Source organism: Aeromicrobium sp. 636, from assembly GCF_024433585.1.
GTDB lineage: Bacteria > Actinomycetota > Actinomycetes > Propionibacteriales > Nocardioidaceae > Aeromicrobium > Aeromicrobium senzhongii.
Map to the genome: position 1 here is coordinate 35,558 of NZ_WNJU01000003.1, position 21,035 is coordinate 56,592.

Below are 21,035 nucleotides of genomic sequence, written 5' to 3' on the forward strand. Positions count from 1 at the left end.
GCCGCATCTCCTCTGTTCCGGGGGTCAACCTCCATTGTCCCCCACGCCCCGGGGGCGCTGGTCAGAGGAGTTCGACGCAGTAGGACAGGGTGTCGCGTCCGCCCGGCGGCAGGACGACGTTGCCCGGTTTGCCGGCGAACTGGCCGACGAAGTCGACCGGTGCCGGCTGGCCGCGCCACGGCTCGACGCACACGAAGCGCGCACCTGGGACGGACCAGAGGGTGATGCCGGTGAAGCCCTCCCACGACAGGCGCACCACGCGGCCCTGGGGTGAGGAGTAGGTCAGGCCCTTGCTGGCGACCTCGGGCAGGATCACGGCGCCGTCGGTGAACCAGGAGTCGTTGAGCGTCACGACGCGTTCCCACGCCGGGTTGTCGAAGCGCTCGGGCGTCAGCAGGTTGTCGACGACCCGACGCATCGGCGCCGTCTCGGGCTCGTCGAAGCGGATCTGGTGCATCGACCGCGGCTGCCCGTCCTCGAGTGGCCACACGAAGGCCGGGTGCGAGCCCAGCGCGAACGGCATCGGCTCGTCGCCGCGGTTCTCGACCGTGTAGTGGGTGGTGAGGGTGCGGCCCTCGGTCACGTACGTCGCGGCCAGGGCGAAGTCGAAGGGGAAGTGCTTCCGCGTCTCCTCGTCGGAGACGAGCACGAGCGAGACCCGGTCGTTCGCGCTGTCGACGACCGTCCAGCGGCGGTCGCGGGCGAAGCCGTGCTGCGGCATGGGGAACGTCTCGTCGCCGACGCGGATGCGGTCGTCGGGGACCCGGCAGATCACGGGGAACAGGATCGGCGCGTGGCGGTGCCATGGGTCGTCACCGGACCACAGGTACTCGTGGTCGTCCTCGTCACGCATCGAGACGGGCTCGGCGCCGTCGGGCGAGATCGCCACGGCGATCTTCTCCCCACGGATGACGATGGACGAACCCATGCCCTGACCGTAGTCAGACGAAGCCTCTGTCCGCACGGCGAACAGGGGCTTGGTCTTCAATGTCACACGCAGAATGTCACGTTCACTTCTTCGCGCGGCCGAACAGCGAGCGCTTGGGAGCGACACGCTTGGCCGACTCGGGTCCGTAACCGTAGCCATACCCGTACCCGTAGCCGTAGGCCGAGCCCGACCCGCGCTTCTTGGGCTGGGGCGACATCGTCACGACCGTGCCGCACAGGCGAGCGTCGACGCTGTTGAGGCGCTCGAGCGCGGCGGCGTACTGGTCGGTCGTGGTCGACCCGTGCTTGATCACCATGATCGCGCCGTCGGTGGCCGCAGCCAGCGGAGCGGCGTCCGTGACAGGCAGCAGCGGCGGAGCGTCGACCAGGACGATGTCGTACTCCTGGCGCAGACGGTGCAGCAGCTTGATCATCTCCGGCGACTCCAGCAGCTCGGCCGGGTTCGGGGGGATCCGGCCCGAGGGAAGGACGTCCAGCGAGTCGCCGACCTGCTGGATGGCCTCGTGCGGCTCGACGCGGCCGAGCAGGATCGTGGTGATGCCGACGCTGCCCTCCAGCTGGAGGTACTCGGCCAGCTTGGGTCGGCGCAGGTCGGCCTCGACGAGCAGTACACGCTGACCGCTCTTGGCCAGGATCTGCGCGAGGTTCGCCGCCGTCGTGGACTTGCCCTCCGACGGCACCGAGCTGGTGACGACGTAGCACTTGTGACTGGCGCCGGCGTCGATGAACTGCAGGTTCGTGCGCAGCACGCGGAACGCCTCGACCCGCGGGTCGTACCCGGGCAGGTCGCGCACCAGCGGGTTCTTGATGGCGTCGCGGTTGAAGTGGATGTTGCCCAGCACCGGGACCTCGCGGCCCGACACCTTGCTGATGTCCTCCTGCGAGGTGATGCGGTTGTCCATCATCTCGCGCGCCACGGCCAGGCCGAAACCGAGCAACAGGCCCAGCACCAGGCCGAGGCCGAGGTTGCGCACCGGCTGCGGCGACACGGGCGAGTCCGCCACCGTCGCGCGGTCCACGATCGAGGCCTTGACCGGCGCCTCGCTCTGGCCGTCGGGGGTCTCGAGCTCGCGCACGTAGCCGACGAACGCCTCGGCGACGGTCTGCGTCAGCTGCTGGGCGCGCTCGGGCGAAGGGTCGGTGACCGACACGGAGAGCACGACGGTGTCCAGCTCGACGCCGGTCTCGGTGCGTGCCATCAACTGCTGGGGCGTCTCGTCGATGCCCAGCTTCTCGATGACGCGGCTGGCCACCTCCTCACCCTTGATGAGCGTGGCGTAGGACTTCACTCGCTGCTGGCTGAACTGACCGCCCTGGGCCAGCTCGCCACTCTCGGAGCTCTGCGGCGTCTTGACGAACAGGCGAGCGGTCGACTGGTACTGCGGCGTGACCGAGAGCGTGTACATGCCGGACGCCAGGACGACGATCAAGCACACGAAGGCGATCAACAGCCACCGATCCCGTGCGATGCGCAGGTAGTCCTTCAACTCCATGGGTGCCTCCGAAGGGGGAAGTGAGGGGCGAGTCCGGGCAACGGCCGCGGCCGGGGGTCTCCGGCAGTAGGCTCCTGCCCGTGAGTCACGGGATCTTGGTCGTCTGCACCGCGAACGTCTGTCGATCCCCGGTGATGGAAGCGATGTTGGCACAGCTGCTGGACCCGACGCGGTTCGAGGTGGCCAGCGCCGGCGTCATGGCACCGCGCGGCACGCCCATCGATCCCGAGTCGGCCGCCCAACTGCGCGCCCGGAACGTGCCCGTGCCCGAGCGGACCGCGCGCCAACTGAAGCGCGACCTGGTCACGGCGGCCGATCTGGTGCTGACCGCCACGCGGGCGCATCGGGCCGATGTGCTCGACCTGGATCCGCGCGCCCTGCGGCGCACCTTCACGCTGGTCGAGTTCGCCGCGCTGTGCACGCAGGTCGAGGCCACGGACTTCGCCGGCCTGGTCGCCGCAGCGGCAACCGAGCGCTCGCGCGGCCCGCGCGACGTCGACCTGATCGACCCGATCGGACAGCCGACCGAGGTCCATGCCGAGGTCGCCGCACGCATCGAGACCGCGGTCCGGACGATCGCGGAGGTCCTCGGCCGCCTCGAGGGCTGAGGACGCGCCTCGCGCTACCGGCATGCGCTCGGCACTCGGACGTCGTTGCTGGACGTGTCGATGCCCGGCGTCTCGAAGTAGCGCGCGTCCGCGACGGCGCCCGGCGCCGTCTGGACCTGCCACGTCACCGAGATCTCGTCCCCGGGCGGCACCGTCAGGGTGCCGTACTGGACGGCGCGGTCCTTGTAGGTGACCTTGCTGGACGCCAGGTACTGCTCGGCGCCATCGATCGTGAAGCCGGTGACCTTGCCACCCTTGGGCGTCAGCAGCCGGTAGGTCAGCAGCTGGTTGCCCTTCTCGGTGCGGTTGCCGCGACCGACGATGTACCAGGGCGCCTTCTTCGGGTTGCCGCTGAACTGGTTGCGGAACGACGTCGTGACCGAGATGGTCTGGCGCCGGTCGGCCGAGCAGGTCGTGGCCTTCACGCGGGTGTCGTACCGCAGGTAGTACTGCATCTTCGACTGGGCCGAATCGGTGATGTAGAGACCGACGTGCGGCGTCTCGTCCGGCTGGGTGACCCGGCCGGCCACGGCCGTCGATGCGATGACCTTCTGGCGGTCCTTGTCGCGGAACCACACCTGCAGGCGACGCTCCTTGACGGCGGAGGACAGCGAGGAGACGACCTGCGTCCAGTCACCGCGGCCGTTCATCACGGCCTCGAAGGTGCGGCCGGTGGCCGCCTCGAAGTAGGCGTTCTGATCGGCGGGGTCCTCGTACTCGAGGTAGACGCCGTTCAGCAGGCGGTCGATCGCGTTGTCCGCGGTGAGCTTGGCCCCCGTGCCGACGTCGACTGACCCGACGCCGCGCAGCACGTACGACATGGCGATGGCGTCCAGACTGATCACGCCGTCGACATCGACCCCGTAGGCCGCCTCGGCGCGGTCGGCCCAGATCTGGGCGACGCGCGGGTAGTCGGGGCTGATGTTGGACGAGCGGACGTCGCGTCCCATGATCGTGCCGAACGCCTGCTCCTCGTCGTCACTGAGTTCGGCGTCGGCCAGGCGCGAGCCATCGGTTCCGAAGTTGAGCTCGTCGGAGCTCGACTGCGCGCTGAGCGTCAGCTTGCCGTCCTCGGTGCTGAGCAGCACGAACACGCCACCCATGCCACCGGTGGAGCGGATCTCGGCGTTGGTCTGGAACACCAGCAGGTAGTTCTGTTCGCCGTCGGCGCCGAGCGAGGCCGGCGCGAGGGCCATCACGCGGCTGGCGGCGTCGGCGGCGCGGTCGGCCTCGTCGATCTGACGCTGCAGGTCCAGCACGGGACGCACCAGCGGACCGACGAGACCCTCGGCCTCGATCGCACCGATCCGGTCGGCGTTCTGCTCCAACACGCCGCTGGCCGAAGCCACGGCCGGGGCCAGAGCGGCCAGGGCCTTGACGTCGATCTTGCCGTCACGCGGCTTGAAGCTGTCGGCCGAGAGCGCTGATCCGGCCTCGACGACGGGCGGCAGCCCGCGGGCGGCGATGTCGTCGATCGACGCCGAGGTGATCTGGACCGCCTCGACGTTGCGGCCGAGCCACGGGATCTTCGCGGTGGCGTCCCACATGCCGCCCCGGCTGAGCCGGTGCGCCTCGGCGCTGTCGGACTGGAGCCGAGCCAATGAGGCGCGAGCCCCGTCGGCATCGCCGGCCGCCAGCTGATCCTTGACGCGCGTGGCTTCATCCTGGGCCCGCAGCAGGCTGGAGGCCACGGTGCGCGCCTCCAGCCCGAACGGCACCAGCGCGAAGGCCACGACGGCCAGCACGAATCCGGTGGTCACCCAGACAGCAGGAGACCGCCATGTGATCCGAGAGAACATGGCGGCCATCCTAGGAGTGCCGACTGGTCAGCCGGCGGTGATGAGTGTTCAGGACTTGCGACGTCGAGCGGCCACGGCGACCCCGCCACCGACGACCAGCAGGCCGGCGCCGACGGCGAGCAGCTGCCAGTTGGATCCACCGGTGTCGGCCAGGGCGCCCTCGTTGTTGTTGTCGCCCGCACCCGCGGTGTCGTCGTCACCGCCGTTGGCAGCATCGCCGTCAACGACCACGGTGAAGGTCTGGGTGCTCACCTGGTCGCGACCGGCGGCGTACGTGGCGTCGGCGCTGTAGGCGACCGGACGGAACGGGCCGGCGTTGGAGAAGCGGCACACGACGGTGCCCTCGTACGTGCCGGGCTCGGTGGGCGCGGTGAACGTGGCGCTGTAGTCGAAGCCGACAGCCGTGGCACCGGTCTGGCCGTCGAAGCTGGAGGACCAGGCGCACTCGACGTTGGACGAGAAGCTGACGGTGAAGGGCGCGCCGGGCTCGGCGACCTCGGCGGCACCGTCCTGGACGATGGCGGGATCGCCATAGCCCTCGGAGGATGCGGGACCGGCCAGGGCGAGAACCATCAGGGCCCCGAATCCGATCAGAAGAGTGAACGGGCGTAGCATTTTCAGGACCATCTGAGTGGTTCCCCTCGATAAAAGTAATGGTGCGGGATGAGTACCATGCAACCAGAGATGGTCGGCTCTGTCGAACAGAGTGACTCACATCACACTTCTCAGGTTTCCCCCTTGTAACAATTGGTCCCACCCGTATCATCTGCCGGACTCTCTTCCTGAGACTTGTCAAGAGCACCCTGGCACGGTTTATCGTCACCAAGGTGACAGTCGACAGCGGAAGAGAACCCTCCACCGCCGACGACCTCGGGAGCACGGCACCACATCGTCCACACCGGGTCGGCGCCGTCGGCGCTGCCCACCGAAGACACGTCCAACGGATCGCGATCGCCGACTTCGTCATCCTGGTGACCGCCGTCGTGGCCTCCGAGTACCTCTGGCTGGGCCCTGACGCCGACACCATCGAGCCGCAGTTCGGCATCGGCTACACCAAGTTCGGCGTCCTGTTGGCGTTCGTGTGGTGGTTCGGCCTGCGCCTGGGCGCGACCCGGAGCCGCAACGTGCTGGGCTCCAGCGACGAGTACCAGCGGATCGTGCGGGTCACGGTCACCACGTTCGGCGTCCTCGCGATCATCGCCCTGCTGCTGGAGCTCAACCTTTCGCGGGGATACCTCGCCGTCGCGTTCCCCCTCGGGCTGGTCGGGCTGCTCTTCTCGCGCCGCACCTGGCGGAAGGCGCGCGAGCGCCAGTTCAGCAGGGGCCAGAACGTCAAGCGTGTCCTCGTCGTCGGACTTCCGGAGTCGGCGAACGAGATCGCGGGCTGGTTCTCGCGGCATGCGCATGCCGGCCTCGATGTCACGGGCGTGTGGCGTCCCGGCGGTCACGCCGGACTCGAAGGAATCCGAATCGGCGAGCGGTTCATCCCCGCCATCAGCGGGGCTGAGTCGCTGCAGTCGGCGCTGAAGCTGGCGGCCGCCGACATGGTGGTGGTCTCCTCCACCGACGAACTGGGGCACCACGGACTCCGGGACCTGACGTGGGATCTCGAGGCAGCCGGCATCGACCTGATGCTCTCGCCCAACCTGGTGGCCGTCGCCGGTTCGCGGATCAGCATGAGGACTGTCGCCGGCATGCCGTTCGTCCACGTGAAGAAGCCGCAGTACGCCGAGGCGGGGAACTGGCCGAAGCTGGTCTTCGACCGGATCGGTGCTGCCGTGATCCTGCTGCTGGCCTCACCCGTCTTCCTCGTCACCGCCCTGGGCGTGAAACTGACCAGCCCCGGCCCGATCTTCTACCGGCAGGAGCGGGTCGGCCGCAACGGCGACCCGTTCCCCATGATCAAGTTCCGCTCGATGCGCGAGAACGCCGACGCCGAACTGCGCGAACTGCTGGAGGCCCAGGGCACCGCCGACGCCCCGTTGTTCAAGGTCGAGGACGACCCGCGCATCACGAAGATCGGCCAGATCATCCGCCGGTACTCGATCGACGAGCTGCCCCAGCTGATCAACGTGCTGCGCGGCGAGATGAGCCTCGTCGGGCCCCGCCCGCAACGCGAGGGCGAGGTCGCCCTGTACCGCCACAGCGACTGGCGGCGGCTGCGGGTACGCCCCGGCATGACGGGCCTGTGGCAGGTGTCGGGTCGCTCCAACCTCACGTGGGAGGAGGCGATCCAGCTGGACATGCACTACGTCGAGAACTGGTCGCTGATGGGCGATCTGCAGATCCTGGCGCGCACCCTGAAGGCCGTGCTGGCCAAGGACGGCGCTGTCTGAGGATCACCCAACAGACACACGACGAAGCCCCGGTCCGATGGACCGGGGCTTCGTCGTCACTGGGTGCGGATCAGGCGAACTTCTCGCCCTTCTCGGCCTTCTCGATCAGCAGGGCCGGCGGGCTGAAGCGCTCGCCGTACTTCTCGGCCAGCTGCTGCGCACGCTCGGTGAACGCCTTGACGCCGATCTCGCCGGCGGCGGACTCGTAGCCGTTGACGTACTGCAGCGCACCACCGTGGACCGGCGGGAAGCCGATGCCGAAGATGGAGCCGATGTTGGCGTCGGCCACCTGGCGGATGACGCCCTCCTCGAAGCACCGGATCGTCTCGAGAGCCATGATGAACGTCAGGCGCTCCTTGATGTCCTCGAGCGGGACGTCGGCGCCCTCCTTGACGAAGAGGTCCCACAGCTCGGGCCACAGGAACTTCTTGCCGCCCTCGGGGTACTCGTAGAAGCCGGCGCCGGCGGCCTTGCCCGCGCGACCGAGCTCGACCATCTTGTTGACGACCTCCATCGCGGGGGTGACCGGCAGCTCCTTGCCCTCGGCGGCGGCCGCCTTGCGGGCCTCGCCCTCGATCTTCTGCTGCAGCGTCAGCGAGACCTCGTCGGACATCGCCAAGGGCTGGCCCGGGAAGCCGGCCAGCTGCGAGGCGCGCTCGATGCGGATCGGGTCGACACCCTCGGCCAGCATCTCGACGCCCTCCATCACCAGCGTGCCGAACACGCGCGAGGTGAAGAAGCCGCGGCTGTCGTTGACGACGATCGGGATCTTGCGGATCTGCTTCGTGAAGTCGATCGCGCGGGCCAGGGCCTCGTCCGACGTCTTCTCGCCCACGATGATCTCGACCAGCTGCATCTTGTCGACCGGGCTGAAGAAGTGGATGCCGATGAAGTCCTCGGGACGCTGGACGCCCTCGGCCAACGTGGTGATCGGCAGCGTCGACGTGTTCGAGCCGAGCAGGGCATCGCCGTTGACGATGGGCTCGAGCTCACCGAAGACGCTGTGCTTCAGCTCGACCGACTCGAAGACGGCCTCGACGACGAAGTCGCAGCCGGCCAGGTCGGCGTAGTCGGCCGTGGGCTGGATGCGGCCGAGGATCTCGTCCTTCTTCTCCTGCGTCAGGCGACCGCGCTCGACCTGCTTGGTCAGCAGCTTGTCCGAGTAGCTCTTGCCCTTCTCGGCAGCCTCGATGCTGATGTCCTTCAGGACGACCTCGATGCCCGCACGCGCCGCCTCGTAGGCGATGCCCGCGCCCATCATGCCGGCGCCCAGCACGGCCAGCTTCTCGGCCTTGCGCTCGGGGACACCCGCGGGACGGGAGCCACCGGCGTTGATCGCGCCGAGGTCGAAGAAGAACGCCTGCGTCATGTTCTTGAACTGCTGACCGATCAGCAGGTTGACCAGGTAGCGCGACTCGATCCGGCTGGCGGTGTCGAAGTCGACCTGGGCACCCTCGACCGCAGCGCTCATGATGTGGCGCGGCGCGATGTACGGCGCACCCTTGAGCTGCTTCTTCAGGTTGGCCGGGAAGCTGGGCAGGAAGGCCGCCAGCTTGGGGTTGCTGGGCGTGCCGCCGGGGATCTTGTAGCCGGGGCGGTCCCACGGCTGCGAGGCCGCTTCCTCGTTGCCCGCGTTGGACTCGATCCACGCACGCGCCGCGACGATCAGCTCGCCCGCCGGCACGATCTCATCGATCAGGCCGATCTTGAGCGCCTTCTCGGGCTTGTTGCGCTGGCCCTGCAGCAGGACGTTCATCAGCGCGTCCTGGATGCCGAACATGCGCACGGTGCGCGTGACGCCGCCGCCACCGGGCAGCAGGCCCAACGACACCTCGGGCAGGCCGATCTCGTAGCGACCCTCCGCCGCGATGCGGTGGTGGCACGCCAGGGCGATCTCGAGGCCGCCACCGAGCGCGGCGCCGTTGATGGCCGCGACGACGGGCTTGCCGATCTTCTCGAGCTTGCGCAGCGTGGCCTTGATCGACTCGACGTTGTCGAACAGCGCCTGGGCGTCGTCCGGCGTGGCCTGGGTCATGAGCTTGAGGTCGCCACCGGCGAAGAAGGTCTTCTTCGCGCTGGTGACGACGACGCCCTTGATCGAGTCGCCGTCGTCGGCGATCTCGCGGGCGAGACGGTCGACCGCGGCCTCCATGGAGGCGCGGTAGGTCTCGTTCATCGTGTTGGCGCTCTGGTCCGGATCGTCCATCGTCAAGGTGACGATGCCGTTCTCGACCTCGTAGCGCACCGCGTCAGTCGTGGTCATGCGTATTCCTTCGTGGTGTGTTCGGGTCGGTCGGATCAGATGCGCTCGACGATGGTGGCGATACCCATGCCACCGCCGATGCAGAGCGTGGCCATGCCGTAGCGCTTCTCGCGGCGCTCCAGCTCGTCGACGAGCGTGCCCAGGATCATCGCGCCGGTCGCACCCAGCGGGTGGCCCATCGCGATCGAGCCGCCGTTGACGTTGGTGCGGTCGTGCGGGAAGTCGTCGAGGTCGCGCATGAGCTTGAGCGCGACGGCGGCGAAGGCCTCGTTGATCTCGAGCAGATCGATGTCCTCGATCGACAGGCCGGCCTTGTCCAGTGCCTTGCGGCAGGCGGGGCCGGGGCCCGTCAGCATGATCGTCGGCTCGGAGCCGATGACGGCGGTCGAGACGATGCGCGCACGCGGCTTGAGCCCGTGACGCTCACCGGCACGCTCGTTGCCGATCAGCACCAGCGAGGCGCCGTCGACGATGCCCGAGCTGTTGCCCGCGTGGTGGACGTGGTTGATCCGATCGACGTCCACGTACTTCTGCAGCGCAACGGCGTCGAAGCCACCGAGGTCGCCGATGTCGGCGAAGGACGGCTTGAGGCCGGACAGCGACTCGACGGTGGTGCCCTCGCGGACGAACTCGTCGTGATCGAGGATCGTCAGACCGCTGAGGTCCTTGACCGGAACGATCGACTTGTCGAAGTAGCCGTTGGCGATCGCCTTGGCGGCGCGCGCCTGCGACTCGGCGGCGAACGTGTCGACGTCCTCGCGGCTGTAGCCCTCGATCGTGGCGATCAGGTCGGCGCCGATGCCCTGGGGCGCGAAGCCGGTGTCGAGCGACGTCTTGGGGTCCATCGCCCAGGCGCCGCCGTCAGATCCCATGGGCACACGGCTCATGGACTCGACGCCACCGGCGACGATGAGGTCCTCCCAGCCCGACTTCACGCGGGCGGCGGCCTGGTTGACCGACTCCAGGCCCGAGGCGCAGAAGCGGTTCAGCTGCACACCGGCGACCTGCTCGCCGAAGCCGGCGGCCAGAACAGCGGTGCGGGCGATGTCGGCGCCCTGGTCACCCACGGGCGAGACGACGCCCAGGATCACGTCGTCGACCTGGTTGGGATCGAGATCGGGGTTGCGGACCCGCATCTCGTCGAGCAGGCCGTTGACCAGCGAGATCGGCTTGACCTCGTGGAGCGACCCGGTCTTCTTGCCGCGCCCACGAGGGGTACGGATGGCGTCGTAGATGAATGCCTCGGTCATGGATGTCCTCACAGCCGGAAGAAAAGCAGTTGGCGCTGATTCTGACACCATTACTGTCAGAGTGGCCACAGGACCCCAGTATTTCACCCTGAACCCAAGTCGCGCGAGGGTCCCACGTGCCGTCCGCCCCGACCTTTCAGGACCCGGTGGCGACCAGTCCCCAGACCAGCACCGCGCACACCGCCAGGACGATCGCCGTCAGACTGCCCAGCACCCACCACTGCGCCCGCTGGCGACCGCTCACCGCCTGCACGACGACGAAGCCCAAGCAGCCACCGGCGGTGTTGACGACGAGGTCCAGCGCCGAGGCCGTCCGGTCGATGGGGGCCGCCCACTGCACGGTCTCGATCACCGCGGAGATGGCCAGTGCGGCGATGCCCGCCACGGACAGGCGGGCCCGGGGCCATCCATACGCGACGACCACGCCGACCGGCACGAACAGGAACAGGTTGGCCAGCACCTCGCCGAGGGAGACCAACCTCGTCGGAGTGACCGTCAGGAGCTCGGCGAGCGCACGCACGACCGGCTGGTCGACCAGCCCCAGGCCGGAGTCGACGTGATCGGGCCACAGTCCGACCAGCGCCAGCAGCACGGCGTAGGCCCCGGCCAGGACGAGCACGGGACCGTGCGGCCGGGGCGGGGACTCCATCGGCCCAGCCTAGGGACGGCCCTTGCTTCGCAGGCGGGGCCCGGGGCGTGACCTTCGTCGCTGCCCGCGCCGGCCAGCCGCGCCCTTCGCGAGCGGAGCGAAATCAGGCCGTCGATACGGCCATTCCCCAAATGAGCACCGCCGCCACGCCGAGAACGATCACGACGAGTCCCCCGACGATCGTCGCGCCCGCCCTCGGGTGATGCGTCACGGCTCGCACGGCGACAAAACCCAGGAGACCTCCTGCGACGTCGGCCACCAGATCGACGGCCGACGCAGTCCGGTCGATCGGCGCGATCCACTGCACGGTCTCGATGGCGAGAGCCAGCGCTGAGGCGACGACCACGGCCGTGCCTGCGGAGGCCCGTCGCCATCGCAAGGCGATGAAGACGCCGACCGGAACGAAGAGCGCCGCATGGGCGGCCACTTCGACACCCGCGAGGACTTCAGCGGGCTGGACCGTCACGAGCCGCGCCATGGTCTGGACGGGCGACCAGTGAACGATCCCCACATCCGCGTCGACCTGCCGCGGCCACCACCCCACCACCGCCAACACCGCGACGTACGCAGCCACGAAGGCAAGCGCGAGAGGCGGTCGGCGGTGTGCACCCATGCGGCCAGCGTAAGAACGCTTTTTCTGCCGGTTGAGTGCTTTCGTGGATCAACGAAGTGACCTCCATCGCAGTGGTTTTCCCCTGTGTATCAGGGCAACTCACGGCTCCCACTAGTCTCGTGACCGTGAACGAGCCCGTGGAGTCGATCGGCATCGAGCAGCTTGCTGAGCGCGTCGGCATGTCCGTGCGAACCGTGCGGTTCTACGCAGGGCGGGGCCTCATCCCCCCACCGCGACGCGAGGGCCGCAACGGGTACTACGGAGCCGACCACATCGCCCGGCTCGAGCTGGTTCGGGAGCTCCAAGCACACGGCTTCACCTTGCAGGCCATCGAGGGATATCTCGAGAAGATCCCATCCGACTCCAGCCCCGACCAAGTGGCGCTCCACCGGACCCTGCTGGCTCCGTGGATGCCTGATCTACCGGAAACGGTCGAACGCCCCGCGCTGGAGAAGCGCGCCGGCCGTGAACTTTCTGACGACGACCTGGAGCTACTGATCGCTCTCGGCGTCATCGAGCCCACGCCCGACGAAGACGTCTTCCGACTGGCGCCGGCCCACCTCGCCGTGGGCATCGGGTTCCTCGATGCAGAGCTGCCGATCGATGCTGCCCATGCGGCGCGGAAAGTCATCCTTGCCCACGGCACGGCACTGGCCAACGAACTGACCGCGCTCTTCCGCGATCAAGTGTGGCCTCACCTCAAGTCTTCCGGGCAGCCGCCCGAAGCCACGACCGCGATGATCGAGCGGTTCAAACCACTGACGATTCAGGCGCTGGTTACCGCCTACGAGCAGGCAATTGACGAGCAGAAGCGGGAGACCGTTCGGCGACGCAGCTGAGTCAACTTCGCTGTCTCACCAAGCGTCAGGCGAACTCGCCGCCGTGGGCTCCTCAGGCTTGGTCTGCCTTGGACGGAAGGACGCCACGAGAAGCACCAGCGTAGGCACCGGCCAGAAGAGCACGTCAAACGACAACATCATCCCGACAGACACCAAGGCCAGACCGGACGCAAGGGCATCGGAATTCGCCAACGCTCGGACAGAGATGAAGATCAAGACGAGGACCGCGGAAAGCCCGCCGGACAGCAGGGTCGACACGAAAGCGTTGTCGATAGCGGACGTGAGACTGGTTGCTAGGTAGCCTTCTCGCGCCAAGATCTCGTTGGCGTTCGCGCCCAAGCCCACCAGTAGGTCGGCCGGGGACTCTTCGAATACCGTCATGAGGACCCGCCACGAACCCAGCCGGTTTATGAGCGACAACGAGCCTTCTAGGGAACTGATCACGCGCAGTTCTCTAAAGTCCACCAAGGTGATGGAGAACAGTGCCAGCAGCGTCAGGCAGATTCTCCCTGACACTCCTGAGATGATCGTCCTTCCTCGAAGCGCTTGGACGAAGATCGCGACCACTACGACAATCAGCGCACTACGAGTGCCCGACAAGCAAAGCGCAACCACGCCGGCGGCTAGACAGGTAAGACGCCACCACGGCCTTCGCGAGAATCCGGTGGTCAGCGGGACGAGGATGACAAGTGCAGCGACCGAACCAAGGACAATCGGGTGGGACAGTGTGCCAATTGTCCGCCCCGCCAGTTCAGGGAGCACGTTGTTGACTCCCACAATGGGGCCTCGACCGGTGCCCAAGAACCCGCCCCACATGGGCCACAGGGTGGTGTACTGCGTGATCGCGACTATTGCTTGAACAACGCCAATCGAGGCAAGAGCCCACGCGAATCGAGACACACTGTGGGGCGATCCATTTTCCAGCGCGAGGACAGCGCACACCACCGGCAACCAGAGCAGCAATTGACCCGCAGCGTCGGTTAAGGGCGAATGGATCGTAGTGGCGATCACAAATGTGCCGGTCAGCCAAAGCGCTGACCACAGCGCCGGCCCTCGATGCACCCGCAAGCCCGCGCGATGGGTCCGAACGAGGGAATTGAACGTTGCCGCCCCAGAAAGCGCTGCCAACACCCCCAACCAGGCGGACCCGGCACTGGGACCGATCAGAGCGAGTCCGACCAAGATGAGAACAAGGGTCCGGTCACAGCCACGTCGCGCGACCCGCTGGCGGTCCGAATCAGTTGTGGAGGTGGTCGGCGGCGTTCTTCGGCTCACATCCACGGCGTAGCCTCAAGCCAGTCGTCAGCAGCGAGCCGCGGGTCCTTCTCAGGCAGATCCATCAAGACCTCCGAGGGTGCCTTCGAAGTTTGAAGCGCGGCAAGAATCGCTGCTGCGAGTTCAGTCCTGCTCGCCGAGTTGATCACAACGTGCCCATGCTCCTCCAGCCAGGGGGATAGGCCCGTCTCGCGAGTAGTCACGATTACGCAACCGTGCGCAAGTCCCTCCACGATCGGTAGGCCGATCTGCTCGACCCACTCTCCGGTCGACACAGATGGGAGCACCAATACTCGGGTCGACGCAAGGACGTCGTGAATGGTCGCGCGATCGGGGTCCTGTCTGACGCAAATGCGCGAATCACCCGTGGACATCTCAAGCACCCTGTCGACGAGAGGCCCCTTCCCAAGCACCTCCACCCGAAGATCTGCATTGATGCTCTCAACGGCTTCCATGAAGGGAATCACGCCCTTGCGCTCGTCAAAGGCTCCCAGGAAGACCACGCTCCCCGCGCGCTTCTTCTCCGCGTCACATGCTTTGCAGACCGTGGCTGTCCCCACGATGAGCGTGTTGCAGACTCGCTTGAGTGGGTTTCCAGGGAGCCTTCGATAATTCTCCAAGGCTGCCGGCGTTCCAAAGGCGATTCGATCCGAGAACCGCACGAGCAGGTAGGGGACGCTGATAGCGGCAGCCCGAACGAGCGCACGAGGTAAGCGAGGAAAGCGGAAAGCGAGCGCGCGCTCCAGATCCTTGTTCTCAATGGCATAGGTGACGACCATGGCGGGTTGTCGCAGGACGAAGCGACGAATCACAACCCCCAAATAGACAACCAAGGTTGTAGGCCAGCAATACATGTCCAATGGCTCGTTCACATGAACCACCGCGAACCGAGAACGAATGACGCCTGCCAAAATGCCAAGACGTCCCAACCTCCTCGCGCCCATCCTGCGCGCGAGATCCTCGTCAAAGTCGTAGCTCGTCTTGCGGTAGTAGAGACTCCCGAGCTGGCGGCACTGCAGCCTCTCCAAGTGGGCCGTGCGGAGGCCGTCGTAAACTCTAAGCGCGCCCTCGGAGGGCTCCTCAGTCATTCACTCATCGCCAATCTTTCCTGACGGTGCGGACGAGACGACGATCAGCAACGCGCGCCATGGCGCGCAACACTGAACAATCGGCGATACTCGGCACTAGCACCGGAGATGTCCTATTCATATGTCCCCTTCGTCCCGATCTGCGCCGTGCCGGCCCAGCCGGTCATGGAGGAGCACGCACCGCAGCCGATACAGGTCCCGTCCGACCACTGGCTGGATACCGTGTCCCATGCGGCAAGCCTATGGGGCGGCACATTCGCAGTCCCAAGAGACCAAAGAGTGCCCCTAAAGTCGGGACGGTGAGTTGAGTGCCGACCCAAGGAACTCCATCGATCGAAGTCGGTCTGCTTCGAGCGAAGCCCGTACCTGCCCCCAGTCGATAGGCCGACGCATCTGCCTGCTGACATCTCCCTCACCGATGAAACGGTCCGTGAGCCCGACCAACTGCAGGAGCGATTCGAATCGCGCCAAGCCCCTCTGGTGGTTTGGGACCACCAAAAAAGGGCGGCTAAAGAGAATGGCGAAGGCACAACCGTGAAACGAATCCGTCAGTACGCAATCGGCGTTGGCAATCGCACCAATCCACGCCTCCACGGATGGGCGCAAATAGCGTTCGCGATCAGCGACAAACGCGGCGTAACTACGCGGCGGAGGCGGGAGCATTTGGTAACTCTCAAGACCCAGACCGTTCGCCAGGTCCTCGGTGAACGCTCGCTTTCGCTGGTCAGGGTCTAAGACGTAAGAGACAACAGCGCCACGCGCTGCCTCAGGCGTTTCAATCGAAAGTCGCTCAGAATAGTCGTGCGGATACAACAACAAAGTCGGATCCAAGACCCGTTCTGCCTTGACGCCCCACAGTTCACGGGTCACGTCAATGCCCGAATCTTCTCGGACTGATACGGCCGTTAACCTTCGGGCCGCCTCTCCGGCGCTCCGCGAGAGGGCCGCAGATTCCTCAGACGGCTCGGCCGACCCGAACGAGGCCGCATAAGCAACCCGGGGGCCAGCGAACGACTTGGGAAGAAAGTCCAAGAGGTAGCTCAACACGTCGCCGTAGTCACTCCGCCAAACTTGGTCGCTACCGACTACCCATGCGTCGAAATCGTCGAGGGCGTCCTCATCAAGACGCCCGTCCCGCCCGAAAACCCGGACCCGTTCCAAGTTCTGAAGGCCAAACCTGAGGAGCCTCTCATTCAACTCTGCCTCTAACTGATTGCGAGCGAACTTCATGGGGACTAAGGCAGGCGGCGCGGCCTTCACGACCGTTCTGGCCAACAGACGACTTCGGGGGCGAATTGGCACGTCGGGTCTCGACTCATCAGTCGCACATTCGTACCCCAACCCACGTACAGCCTGCTGGAGAGCCCAAGCTTGCAGCAATCCGCCATAGTTCAGGTGTTCGGGCGTCGTTGTCCGCATCAAAGTCCGTATCAAGACGCGGCGCTTGGACTGCTGGGCAACGTCCATAACCTCACAGTAGCGAAGGCGCCAGGGAAACCGACGTGGGGACAGCTCGCCTGTTATTCGTGACCCGAACTACCGGCTCCGTAATAGTCCTTCGTCAACCCCAGACTTCCCTTTAGCGTGCCGAACCCGTTACTGAGGTCCAGTATCGCTGAACGAATCAATCCAAAGTTCAGACCGAGGGATGCAATCAGTAGGCAAGCCCCGCGAAGGAATCGCGCTCCTCCCTTTGCGGCGACGAGTATCCGGGGTTTTGTTCTCGCTGCGAGACGGGCCGAGGTGACGCCCGTCTGGACACCGCGCGAGAAAATCCAGCGGAGATTCGACCGATCCCGCTCCACCACTTCTTCGACGGTCGCGCTGGGGCACCAGTGTGTTCTCCCGCCCGCTGCGATCAGACGATCAAAGAAATCGGTGTCCTCGCCGCCAGTGGAGTTGAACTCAAGGGAGAATGTGGGGTCTGGCATCTTCTCGAAGGCGCTCGGCGCCACCAATACGTTGTTGGTTGCGAGGTGGCCGGTGGGCCCCGCGGGACGCTCAGAACGCTGGTGAATTCCCGTCCGCCTGACCCAGCACGGGACTCCGGAGGCGTACCGAGTTAGCACTGGTCCCCCGACCGCATCGCCGCCACTCTCTCCCATGCAAGACCGCAAGTTCTCGAGCCACTGCGAAGAGGGAATTTCATCGTCGTCGATAAATGCAATGGCTTCGCCCGGCCGCCGCTCTCGGAGCGCCCTGTTGCGAGCGACTGCGACCCCTGGTCGGCCCTCCAAGACATAGGCGACGCCCGAGAATTCCCTGACTACGCGTTCTGCGGATCCCGCATGGTCGTTATCTACGACGACTATCCGTGTTCTCGTATCCAGTTGCGAAGTGAGAGCTTCAAGGAGGGCAGCCAGAAGCACCGGGCGACGAAACGTACAAACGGCGACGACAACCGGTAGATCAACCCCCGTCCCGACTGACGCCGGGCTTTGTTTTCCGGTATTGGAAGGCACCGGGCAACCGTACTGGACGGGGACCCAGCGACCGTTTCCATTCGATCCGAGGAACTCTGCGAAGATGGCCAGCGTGGCAACATCAAACGCCAAACGAGGACTTCGTGGCGGCGGGATAACGGTGATCGCCCAGTTGTCGAAAACCTTGCTCCAACTCGTCTCCTTGGTAGTCCTGTCGCGCCTCCTGGACCCAGATGACTTTGGCTTGGTGGCTATGGTCACCGTCGCTCTGGCGCTCGGAGATTTGCTCCGTGACTTTGGTATGCCCACTGCCGCCCTGCAAGCTAGAGAGCTCTCGCATCAGCAGGCATCCAACATGTTCTGGGTCAATGCACTCCTAGGCAGCGCAGCAGCCGTTCTCGTCATAGCCTCCACCCCGCTGCTCGCCGCACTTTACGACGAGCCCCGGCTAACACCGCTCGTGCCTGCCCTAGCTCTCACACTTGTTCTCAATGGCCTCCAGGTGCAGTTACAGGTGCAACTCGCCCGGGCGGGGCGGTTTCTCGCACTGAATCTCACGGATCTATTGGCGCAGGTCGTGGCGCTCGTCGCGGCAATAGGGATTGCGGTTGCTGGCGGCGGTTACTGGGCGCTCGTCGCGCAGGCAGTCATGGCATCTATAGCGCTACTTTTGCTCCGCACCAGCGTGGCGCGTTGGCTCCCTGCGAGACCCGCCCGTGGAGCCGGCACTCTTGAGACAGTCCGAGCCGGTGCCCACATTGGTGCTTCGCAAGTGCTGACCTTCGCATCTGCCAACGTAGACACCATCGTTATCGGTGCAGCACTGGGGCCCGCAGAGGTTGGCTACTACAATCGGGCGTTTCAGTTGCTAACCGCGCCGATATCCCGGCTTCTCGGCCCGCTGACTCAGGTGGCGCTTCCAACTTTCAACGCTAGAGAAAGAGGTCCCCGCGAGAGGAACGAGATACTCCTGAAGCTCCAGTTTCTGCTGGGTGCCCCCGGAGTCGTCGTCTTCGCGGCGACAGCCGCCGTCGCCAGTCCGCTGGTGGACCTGCTACTTGGACCTGGATGGGAACGGACAGCTCCCATTTTTGCGATCTTGGCTGTCGGAGGTTGCTTCAACGTACTTTCCTACGTGAGTTATTGGGCGTTCCTTGTACACGCAAAACCGAGGGAACTGCTTAGGTACAACCTCGTATCCAAGCCCATGGTGATTGCTCTTGTATGTGTCGGTTCGCTCTACGGACTCCACGGCGTAGCAACTGGATACTCAGCCGGACTCGCGTTCAGTTGGCTTCTTAACCTCTTCTGGTTGGGCCGTACCGTTGAGCTCCCCGCTGTGAGGTTCTTGCTGAACGGCGGAAAACTGCTCGTCTCTGGCGGGCTCGGGTTCATTGCTGGATCGCTCTGCGAACGGCTGGTTGGCGAGTGGGCCGGGACTGCCGGAGGGTTAGCTGCCGGGCTGGCGGCAGCGATCACGGTCACGTCGGCATCCATCTTGGTTTTCCCATCCAGCAGGGGAGCCGCTGCAGACCTGAAGCGCCTCGTCCGTTCCTAGGAGTTCTTCTGCGGCCGAAGCGCCCAGCGAGGTGTCGCTCCCTCCGCGGACCGGCATGCACCGACGTACCTGAACGTGGATGGGATAGCCGCAAGGAGCGCAAGAAGTCCCCTTCCGTCACGCCGGGCAACACGTGAACCCAGGATGGCAGCGAAATGTACCCATGGCCGTACGCCAAGGTTCGCTCGCCATTTGATGGCGAATAAGAGCAGGGACTCCGCGTAATAGGTGCGCAAGAGATTTCCTGCTGACGACCCGGAGGCCGACAACTCATGGACGGCATCCGCATCTTCGACTAATAGGAGTCCCCAGCCGCCCGACTTCAACCGAAGTCCGTAGTCGTAGTCCTCCCAGTACATGAAGAACTGTTCATCCAGGAGTCCCACCTCACGCATAGCCTGGCCCCTGAGAAGGACGCAGGCCCAGGTTAGGTAATCGGGGGAAGTGGCAACTTGGGAGATTCGTAGTCCCGTCGGCGTGAGCGCCGCGCCCTTGCTCTGGACGGTGCCATCCACATTGCGGACGATAGGACCGACCGCACCAGCCGCTGGGTGACTCACCAATGCATCACGCAGACGCACCAAGGCCGAGCGCCCAAGCACGGCGTCGTTATTGATGGCAAGCACCATGTCGGCGCATCGAACTTCCTCGATACGCAGAGCAACATTTACACCACCAGCAAAACCGCGATTCTCCGCGACCGGCACGATTCGCAACTTGGACGCAAGGACAGGCGAGAGAGAGGTTCCCACTCGCTCTGCCAGTTCACCGTCCGACTCGTTGTCGACAACGACGACCAACGACACTTCGCGAAGCGCCGTCAGGGATTCGGCGCAGGCGATTGTCCTGGCAGTGTCGCGCCAGTTCAGAACAACGGCCACTACGTTCGTGTCCCGCACGTTGGTCATAGTCCCGTCACCAAGTCCATGATCCGAGCGGCACTCGCATCCCAAGAGAACCGGCCCGCGAGTTCGCGGCGATGGGGTCCCTCGCATACGTGTCCGCCGCCGTCAGCAATCCTCTGCATCGCCGTGCGCCAGCCCTTTTCGCTATGGGGGTCGACAAAGGTGACCATGTCACCTCCGACCCAGCGAAAGACAGGAATGTCACTCGCGATGACCCGAGCACCGACGCCGAGCGCTTCCACGATCGGCAGCCCGAAACCCTCTGCCAACGAAGGAAAGAGCACCACCTCAGCCGCCCTATAGAGAGTGGCCAGTTCAACGTCCGACACGTATCCCAGCCTGATGACACCCTCCGGATCCGTCCCACTTGCTGTGGCGGCGCTGGAGAAGTTTCCAGACTTGGCTCCGACGAGGACCAGCCGCACCTCTTTGCGGACAGAAACAGGAAGACCCGCATAAGCGTCAATAAGAAGGCGAAGATTCTTCCTCGGGTCCATGCTCCCTACGCAGAGCATGAACGGACGTTCGCCCACCTCGCTCGGCACCTTCACCGAAGCGGCAGGAGTAGCACGTAGAAACTCATCCGCCGGCGCGTTGGGAGCGACCACTACCCTCTTGCTCCTTCCGACCAGCCCGGAAACCTGCTCCGCGACAACGGGGCTCACGGTCACAATTGCGGCGGCGCTCGCCATCTGAGCGCGCAGGACCGGTGCGTGCGTAATGGAGTACTTCCGCGAGAACCACTCGGGATTCGTGAGAACGAAGAGGTCGTGGACCACGATCACTTGCCGCCGTGCCCAAATCGGACCACGGCTGGTGAGAGTCAGCAATACGGCTTCTGGATCTCGGTTTCGGAAGCTCAGAGTTTGCGACTGCAGCCAAGCGCTCAATGGACCGGCAGCACTGCTTATCGAGAGCTCATCCACTCCGTAATCCCGAATCAATCGATCCGCGATCTCACGCGCGTACCGTTGCTGGCCTGTAACGC

18 protein-coding genes are annotated in these 21,035 nt (G+C 65.4%); 4 read left to right on the forward strand and 14 right to left on the reverse strand.

Annotated elements, in window-relative coordinates; all coding sequences use genetic code 11:
• Positions 1-61: 61 nt before the first annotated feature.
• Both GL325_RS10945 and GL325_RS10950 read right to left on the reverse strand, forming a co-directional pair.
• Positions 62-928: an aldose 1-epimerase family protein gene (locus GL325_RS10945; protein WP_187769589.1), complete on the reverse strand. Its 867-nt coding sequence runs from the start codon at positions 926-928 to the stop codon at positions 62-64.
• Between the two features lie 82 nt (positions 929-1,010).
• Entirely contained in the window at positions 1,011-2,441 is a 1,431-nt protein-coding gene (locus tag GL325_RS10950) for a polysaccharide biosynthesis tyrosine autokinase (protein WP_187769590.1), read from the reverse strand.
• Between the two features lie 80 nt (positions 2,442-2,521).
• On the opposite strand from GL325_RS10950, the gene GL325_RS10955 reads away from it, so the two are divergent.
• Positions 2,522-3,049 carry a hypothetical protein gene (locus GL325_RS10955; RefSeq protein WP_154597391.1) on the forward strand — a complete coding sequence of 176 codons (528 nt, stop codon included), beginning with the start codon at positions 2,522-2,524 and terminating at the stop codon, positions 3,047-3,049.
• A gap of 14 nt (positions 3,050-3,063) precedes the next feature.
• Here GL325_RS10955 and GL325_RS10960 read toward each other — a convergent pair whose 3' ends face one another.
• On the reverse strand, positions 3,064-4,809 hold the full coding sequence (locus GL325_RS10960) for a DUF4012 domain-containing protein (protein WP_187769591.1): 1,746 nt from the start codon (positions 4,807-4,809) through the stop codon (positions 3,064-3,066).
• Positions 4,810-4,896: 87 nt separating this feature from the next.
• Positions 4,897-5,421: an LPXTG cell wall anchor domain-containing protein gene (locus GL325_RS10965; RefSeq protein ID WP_187769592.1), complete on the reverse strand. Its 525-nt coding sequence runs from the start codon at positions 5,419-5,421 to the stop codon at positions 4,897-4,899.
• A gap of 254 nt (positions 5,422-5,675) precedes the next feature.
• Here GL325_RS10965 and GL325_RS10970 point away from each other — a divergent pair, with 254 nt between their 5' ends.
• On the forward strand, positions 5,676-7,184 hold the full coding sequence (locus GL325_RS10970) for a sugar transferase (RefSeq protein ID WP_187769593.1): 1,509 nt from the start codon (positions 5,676-5,678) through the stop codon (positions 7,182-7,184).
• Positions 7,185-7,254: 70 nt separating this feature from the next.
• Here GL325_RS10970 and GL325_RS10975 read toward each other — a convergent pair whose 3' ends face one another.
• The 4 genes from GL325_RS10975 to GL325_RS10990 all read right to left on the reverse strand — a co-directional run bounded on the left by GL325_RS10975 (position 7,255) and on the right by GL325_RS10990 (position 11,959).
• Positions 7,255-9,447: a 3-hydroxyacyl-CoA dehydrogenase NAD-binding domain-containing protein gene (locus tag GL325_RS10975; RefSeq protein ID WP_187769594.1), complete on the reverse strand. Its 2,193-nt coding sequence runs from the start codon at positions 9,445-9,447 to the stop codon at positions 7,255-7,257.
• A gap of 35 nt (positions 9,448-9,482) precedes the next feature.
• Positions 9,483-10,697 (reverse strand): acetyl-CoA C-acetyltransferase, encoded by a 1,215-nt coding sequence (locus tag GL325_RS10980; RefSeq protein WP_154597386.1) that lies wholly within the window; start codon positions 10,695-10,697, stop codon positions 9,483-9,485.
• Positions 10,698-10,833: 136 nt separating this feature from the next.
• Complete coding sequence (locus GL325_RS10985; RefSeq protein ID WP_187769595.1) at positions 10,834-11,346, reverse strand: VanZ family protein; 513 nt, start codon at positions 11,344-11,346, stop codon at positions 10,834-10,836.
• Between the two features lie 103 nt (positions 11,347-11,449).
• Positions 11,450-11,959, reverse strand: a complete 510-nt coding sequence (locus GL325_RS10990; protein WP_187769596.1) for a VanZ family protein — start codon at positions 11,957-11,959, stop codon at positions 11,450-11,452.
• A gap of 125 nt (positions 11,960-12,084) precedes the next feature.
• On the opposite strand from GL325_RS10990, the gene GL325_RS10995 reads away from it, so the two are divergent.
• A complete protein-coding gene (locus GL325_RS10995) occupies positions 12,085-12,798 on the forward strand; it encodes a MerR family transcriptional regulator (protein WP_255956079.1) in 714 nt (237 codons plus the stop codon).
• A gap of 15 nt (positions 12,799-12,813) precedes the next feature.
• Here GL325_RS10995 and GL325_RS11000 read toward each other — a convergent pair whose 3' ends face one another.
• The 4 genes from GL325_RS11000 to GL325_RS16120 form a co-directional block, all read right to left on the reverse strand.
• Positions 12,814-13,560, reverse strand: coding sequence for an O-antigen ligase (locus GL325_RS11000; RefSeq protein ID WP_187769597.1), 747 nt, complete (start codon positions 13,558-13,560; stop codon positions 12,814-12,816).
• A 509-nt stretch (positions 13,561-14,069) separates the two neighbouring features.
• On the reverse strand, positions 14,070-15,161 hold the full coding sequence (locus GL325_RS11005) for a glycosyltransferase (RefSeq protein ID WP_187769598.1): 1,092 nt from the start codon (positions 15,159-15,161) through the stop codon (positions 14,070-14,072).
• A gap of 285 nt (positions 15,162-15,446) precedes the next feature.
• The gene (locus tag GL325_RS16115) at positions 15,447-16,628 is read right to left on the reverse strand and encodes a polysaccharide pyruvyl transferase family protein (RefSeq protein ID WP_187769599.1); all 1,182 of its coding nucleotides are present in this window, start codon (positions 16,626-16,628) and stop codon (positions 15,447-15,449) included.
• Between the two features lie 53 nt (positions 16,629-16,681).
• On the reverse strand, positions 16,682-17,623 hold the full coding sequence (locus GL325_RS16120) for a glycosyltransferase family 2 protein (RefSeq protein WP_369412548.1): 942 nt from the start codon (positions 17,621-17,623) through the stop codon (positions 16,682-16,684).
• A gap of 64 nt (positions 17,624-17,687) precedes the next feature.
• On the opposite strand from GL325_RS16120, the gene GL325_RS11010 reads away from it, so the two are divergent.
• Positions 17,688-19,142 carry a lipopolysaccharide biosynthesis protein gene (locus GL325_RS11010; protein WP_187769601.1) on the forward strand — a complete coding sequence of 485 codons (1,455 nt, stop codon included), beginning with the start codon at positions 17,688-17,690 and terminating at the stop codon, positions 19,140-19,142.
• Here the strand turns inward: GL325_RS11010 and GL325_RS11015 are convergent.
• Together GL325_RS11015 and GL325_RS11020 are read right to left on the reverse strand one after the other, a co-directional pair.
• On the reverse strand, positions 19,139-20,050 hold the full coding sequence (locus tag GL325_RS11015) for a glycosyltransferase (protein WP_187769602.1): 912 nt from the start codon (positions 20,048-20,050) through the stop codon (positions 19,139-19,141). The genes GL325_RS11010 and GL325_RS11015 overlap by 4 nt on opposite strands.
• On the reverse strand, positions 20,047-20,826 hold the full coding sequence (locus GL325_RS11020) for a glycosyltransferase family 1 protein (RefSeq protein ID WP_223111231.1): 780 nt from the start codon (positions 20,824-20,826) through the stop codon (positions 20,047-20,049). The genes GL325_RS11015 and GL325_RS11020 overlap by 4 nt, the downstream gene beginning before the upstream one ends.
• Positions 20,827-21,035 lie beyond the last annotated feature (209 nt).

What these genes read in the sequence shown, in the direction of transcription:
- GL325_RS10945 (WP_187769589.1), bottom strand. Translation starts at nt 928, where the DNA reads ATGGGTTCGTCCATCGTCATCCGTGGGGAGAAGATCGCCGTGGCGATC.
- GL325_RS10975 (WP_187769594.1), bottom strand. Translation starts at nt 9,447, where the DNA reads ATGACCACGACTGACGCGGTGCGCTACGAGGTCGAGAACGGCATCGTC.
- GL325_RS10950 (WP_187769590.1), bottom strand. Translation starts at nt 2,441, where the DNA reads ATGGAGTTGAAGGACTACCTGCGCATCGCACGGGATCGGTGGCTGTTG.
- GL325_RS10990 (WP_187769596.1), bottom strand. Translation starts at nt 11,959, where the DNA reads ATGGGTGCACACCGCCGACCGCCTCTCGCGCTTGCCTTCGTGGCTGCG.
- GL325_RS11015 (WP_187769602.1), bottom strand. Translation starts at nt 20,050, where the DNA reads ATGACCAACGTGCGGGACACGAACGTAGTGGCCGTTGTTCTGAACTGG.
- GL325_RS10980 (WP_154597386.1), bottom strand. Translation starts at nt 10,697, where the DNA reads ATGACCGAGGCATTCATCTACGACGCCATCCGTACCCCTCGTGGGCGC.
- GL325_RS11010 (WP_187769601.1), top strand. Translation starts at nt 17,688, where the DNA reads ATGGCCAGCGTGGCAACATCAAACGCCAAACGAGGACTTCGTGGCGGC.
- GL325_RS11005 (WP_187769598.1), bottom strand. Translation starts at nt 15,161, where the DNA reads ATGACTGAGGAGCCCTCCGAGGGCGCGCTTAGAGTTTACGACGGCCTC.
- GL325_RS16115 (WP_187769599.1), bottom strand. Translation starts at nt 16,628, where the DNA reads ATGGACGTTGCCCAGCAGTCCAAGCGCCGCGTCTTGATACGGACTTTG.
- GL325_RS10985 (WP_187769595.1), bottom strand. Translation starts at nt 11,346, where the DNA reads ATGGAGTCCCCGCCCCGGCCGCACGGTCCCGTGCTCGTCCTGGCCGGG.
- GL325_RS10965 (WP_187769592.1), bottom strand. Translation starts at nt 5,421, where the DNA reads ATGGTTCTCGCCCTGGCCGGTCCCGCATCCTCCGAGGGCTATGGCGAT.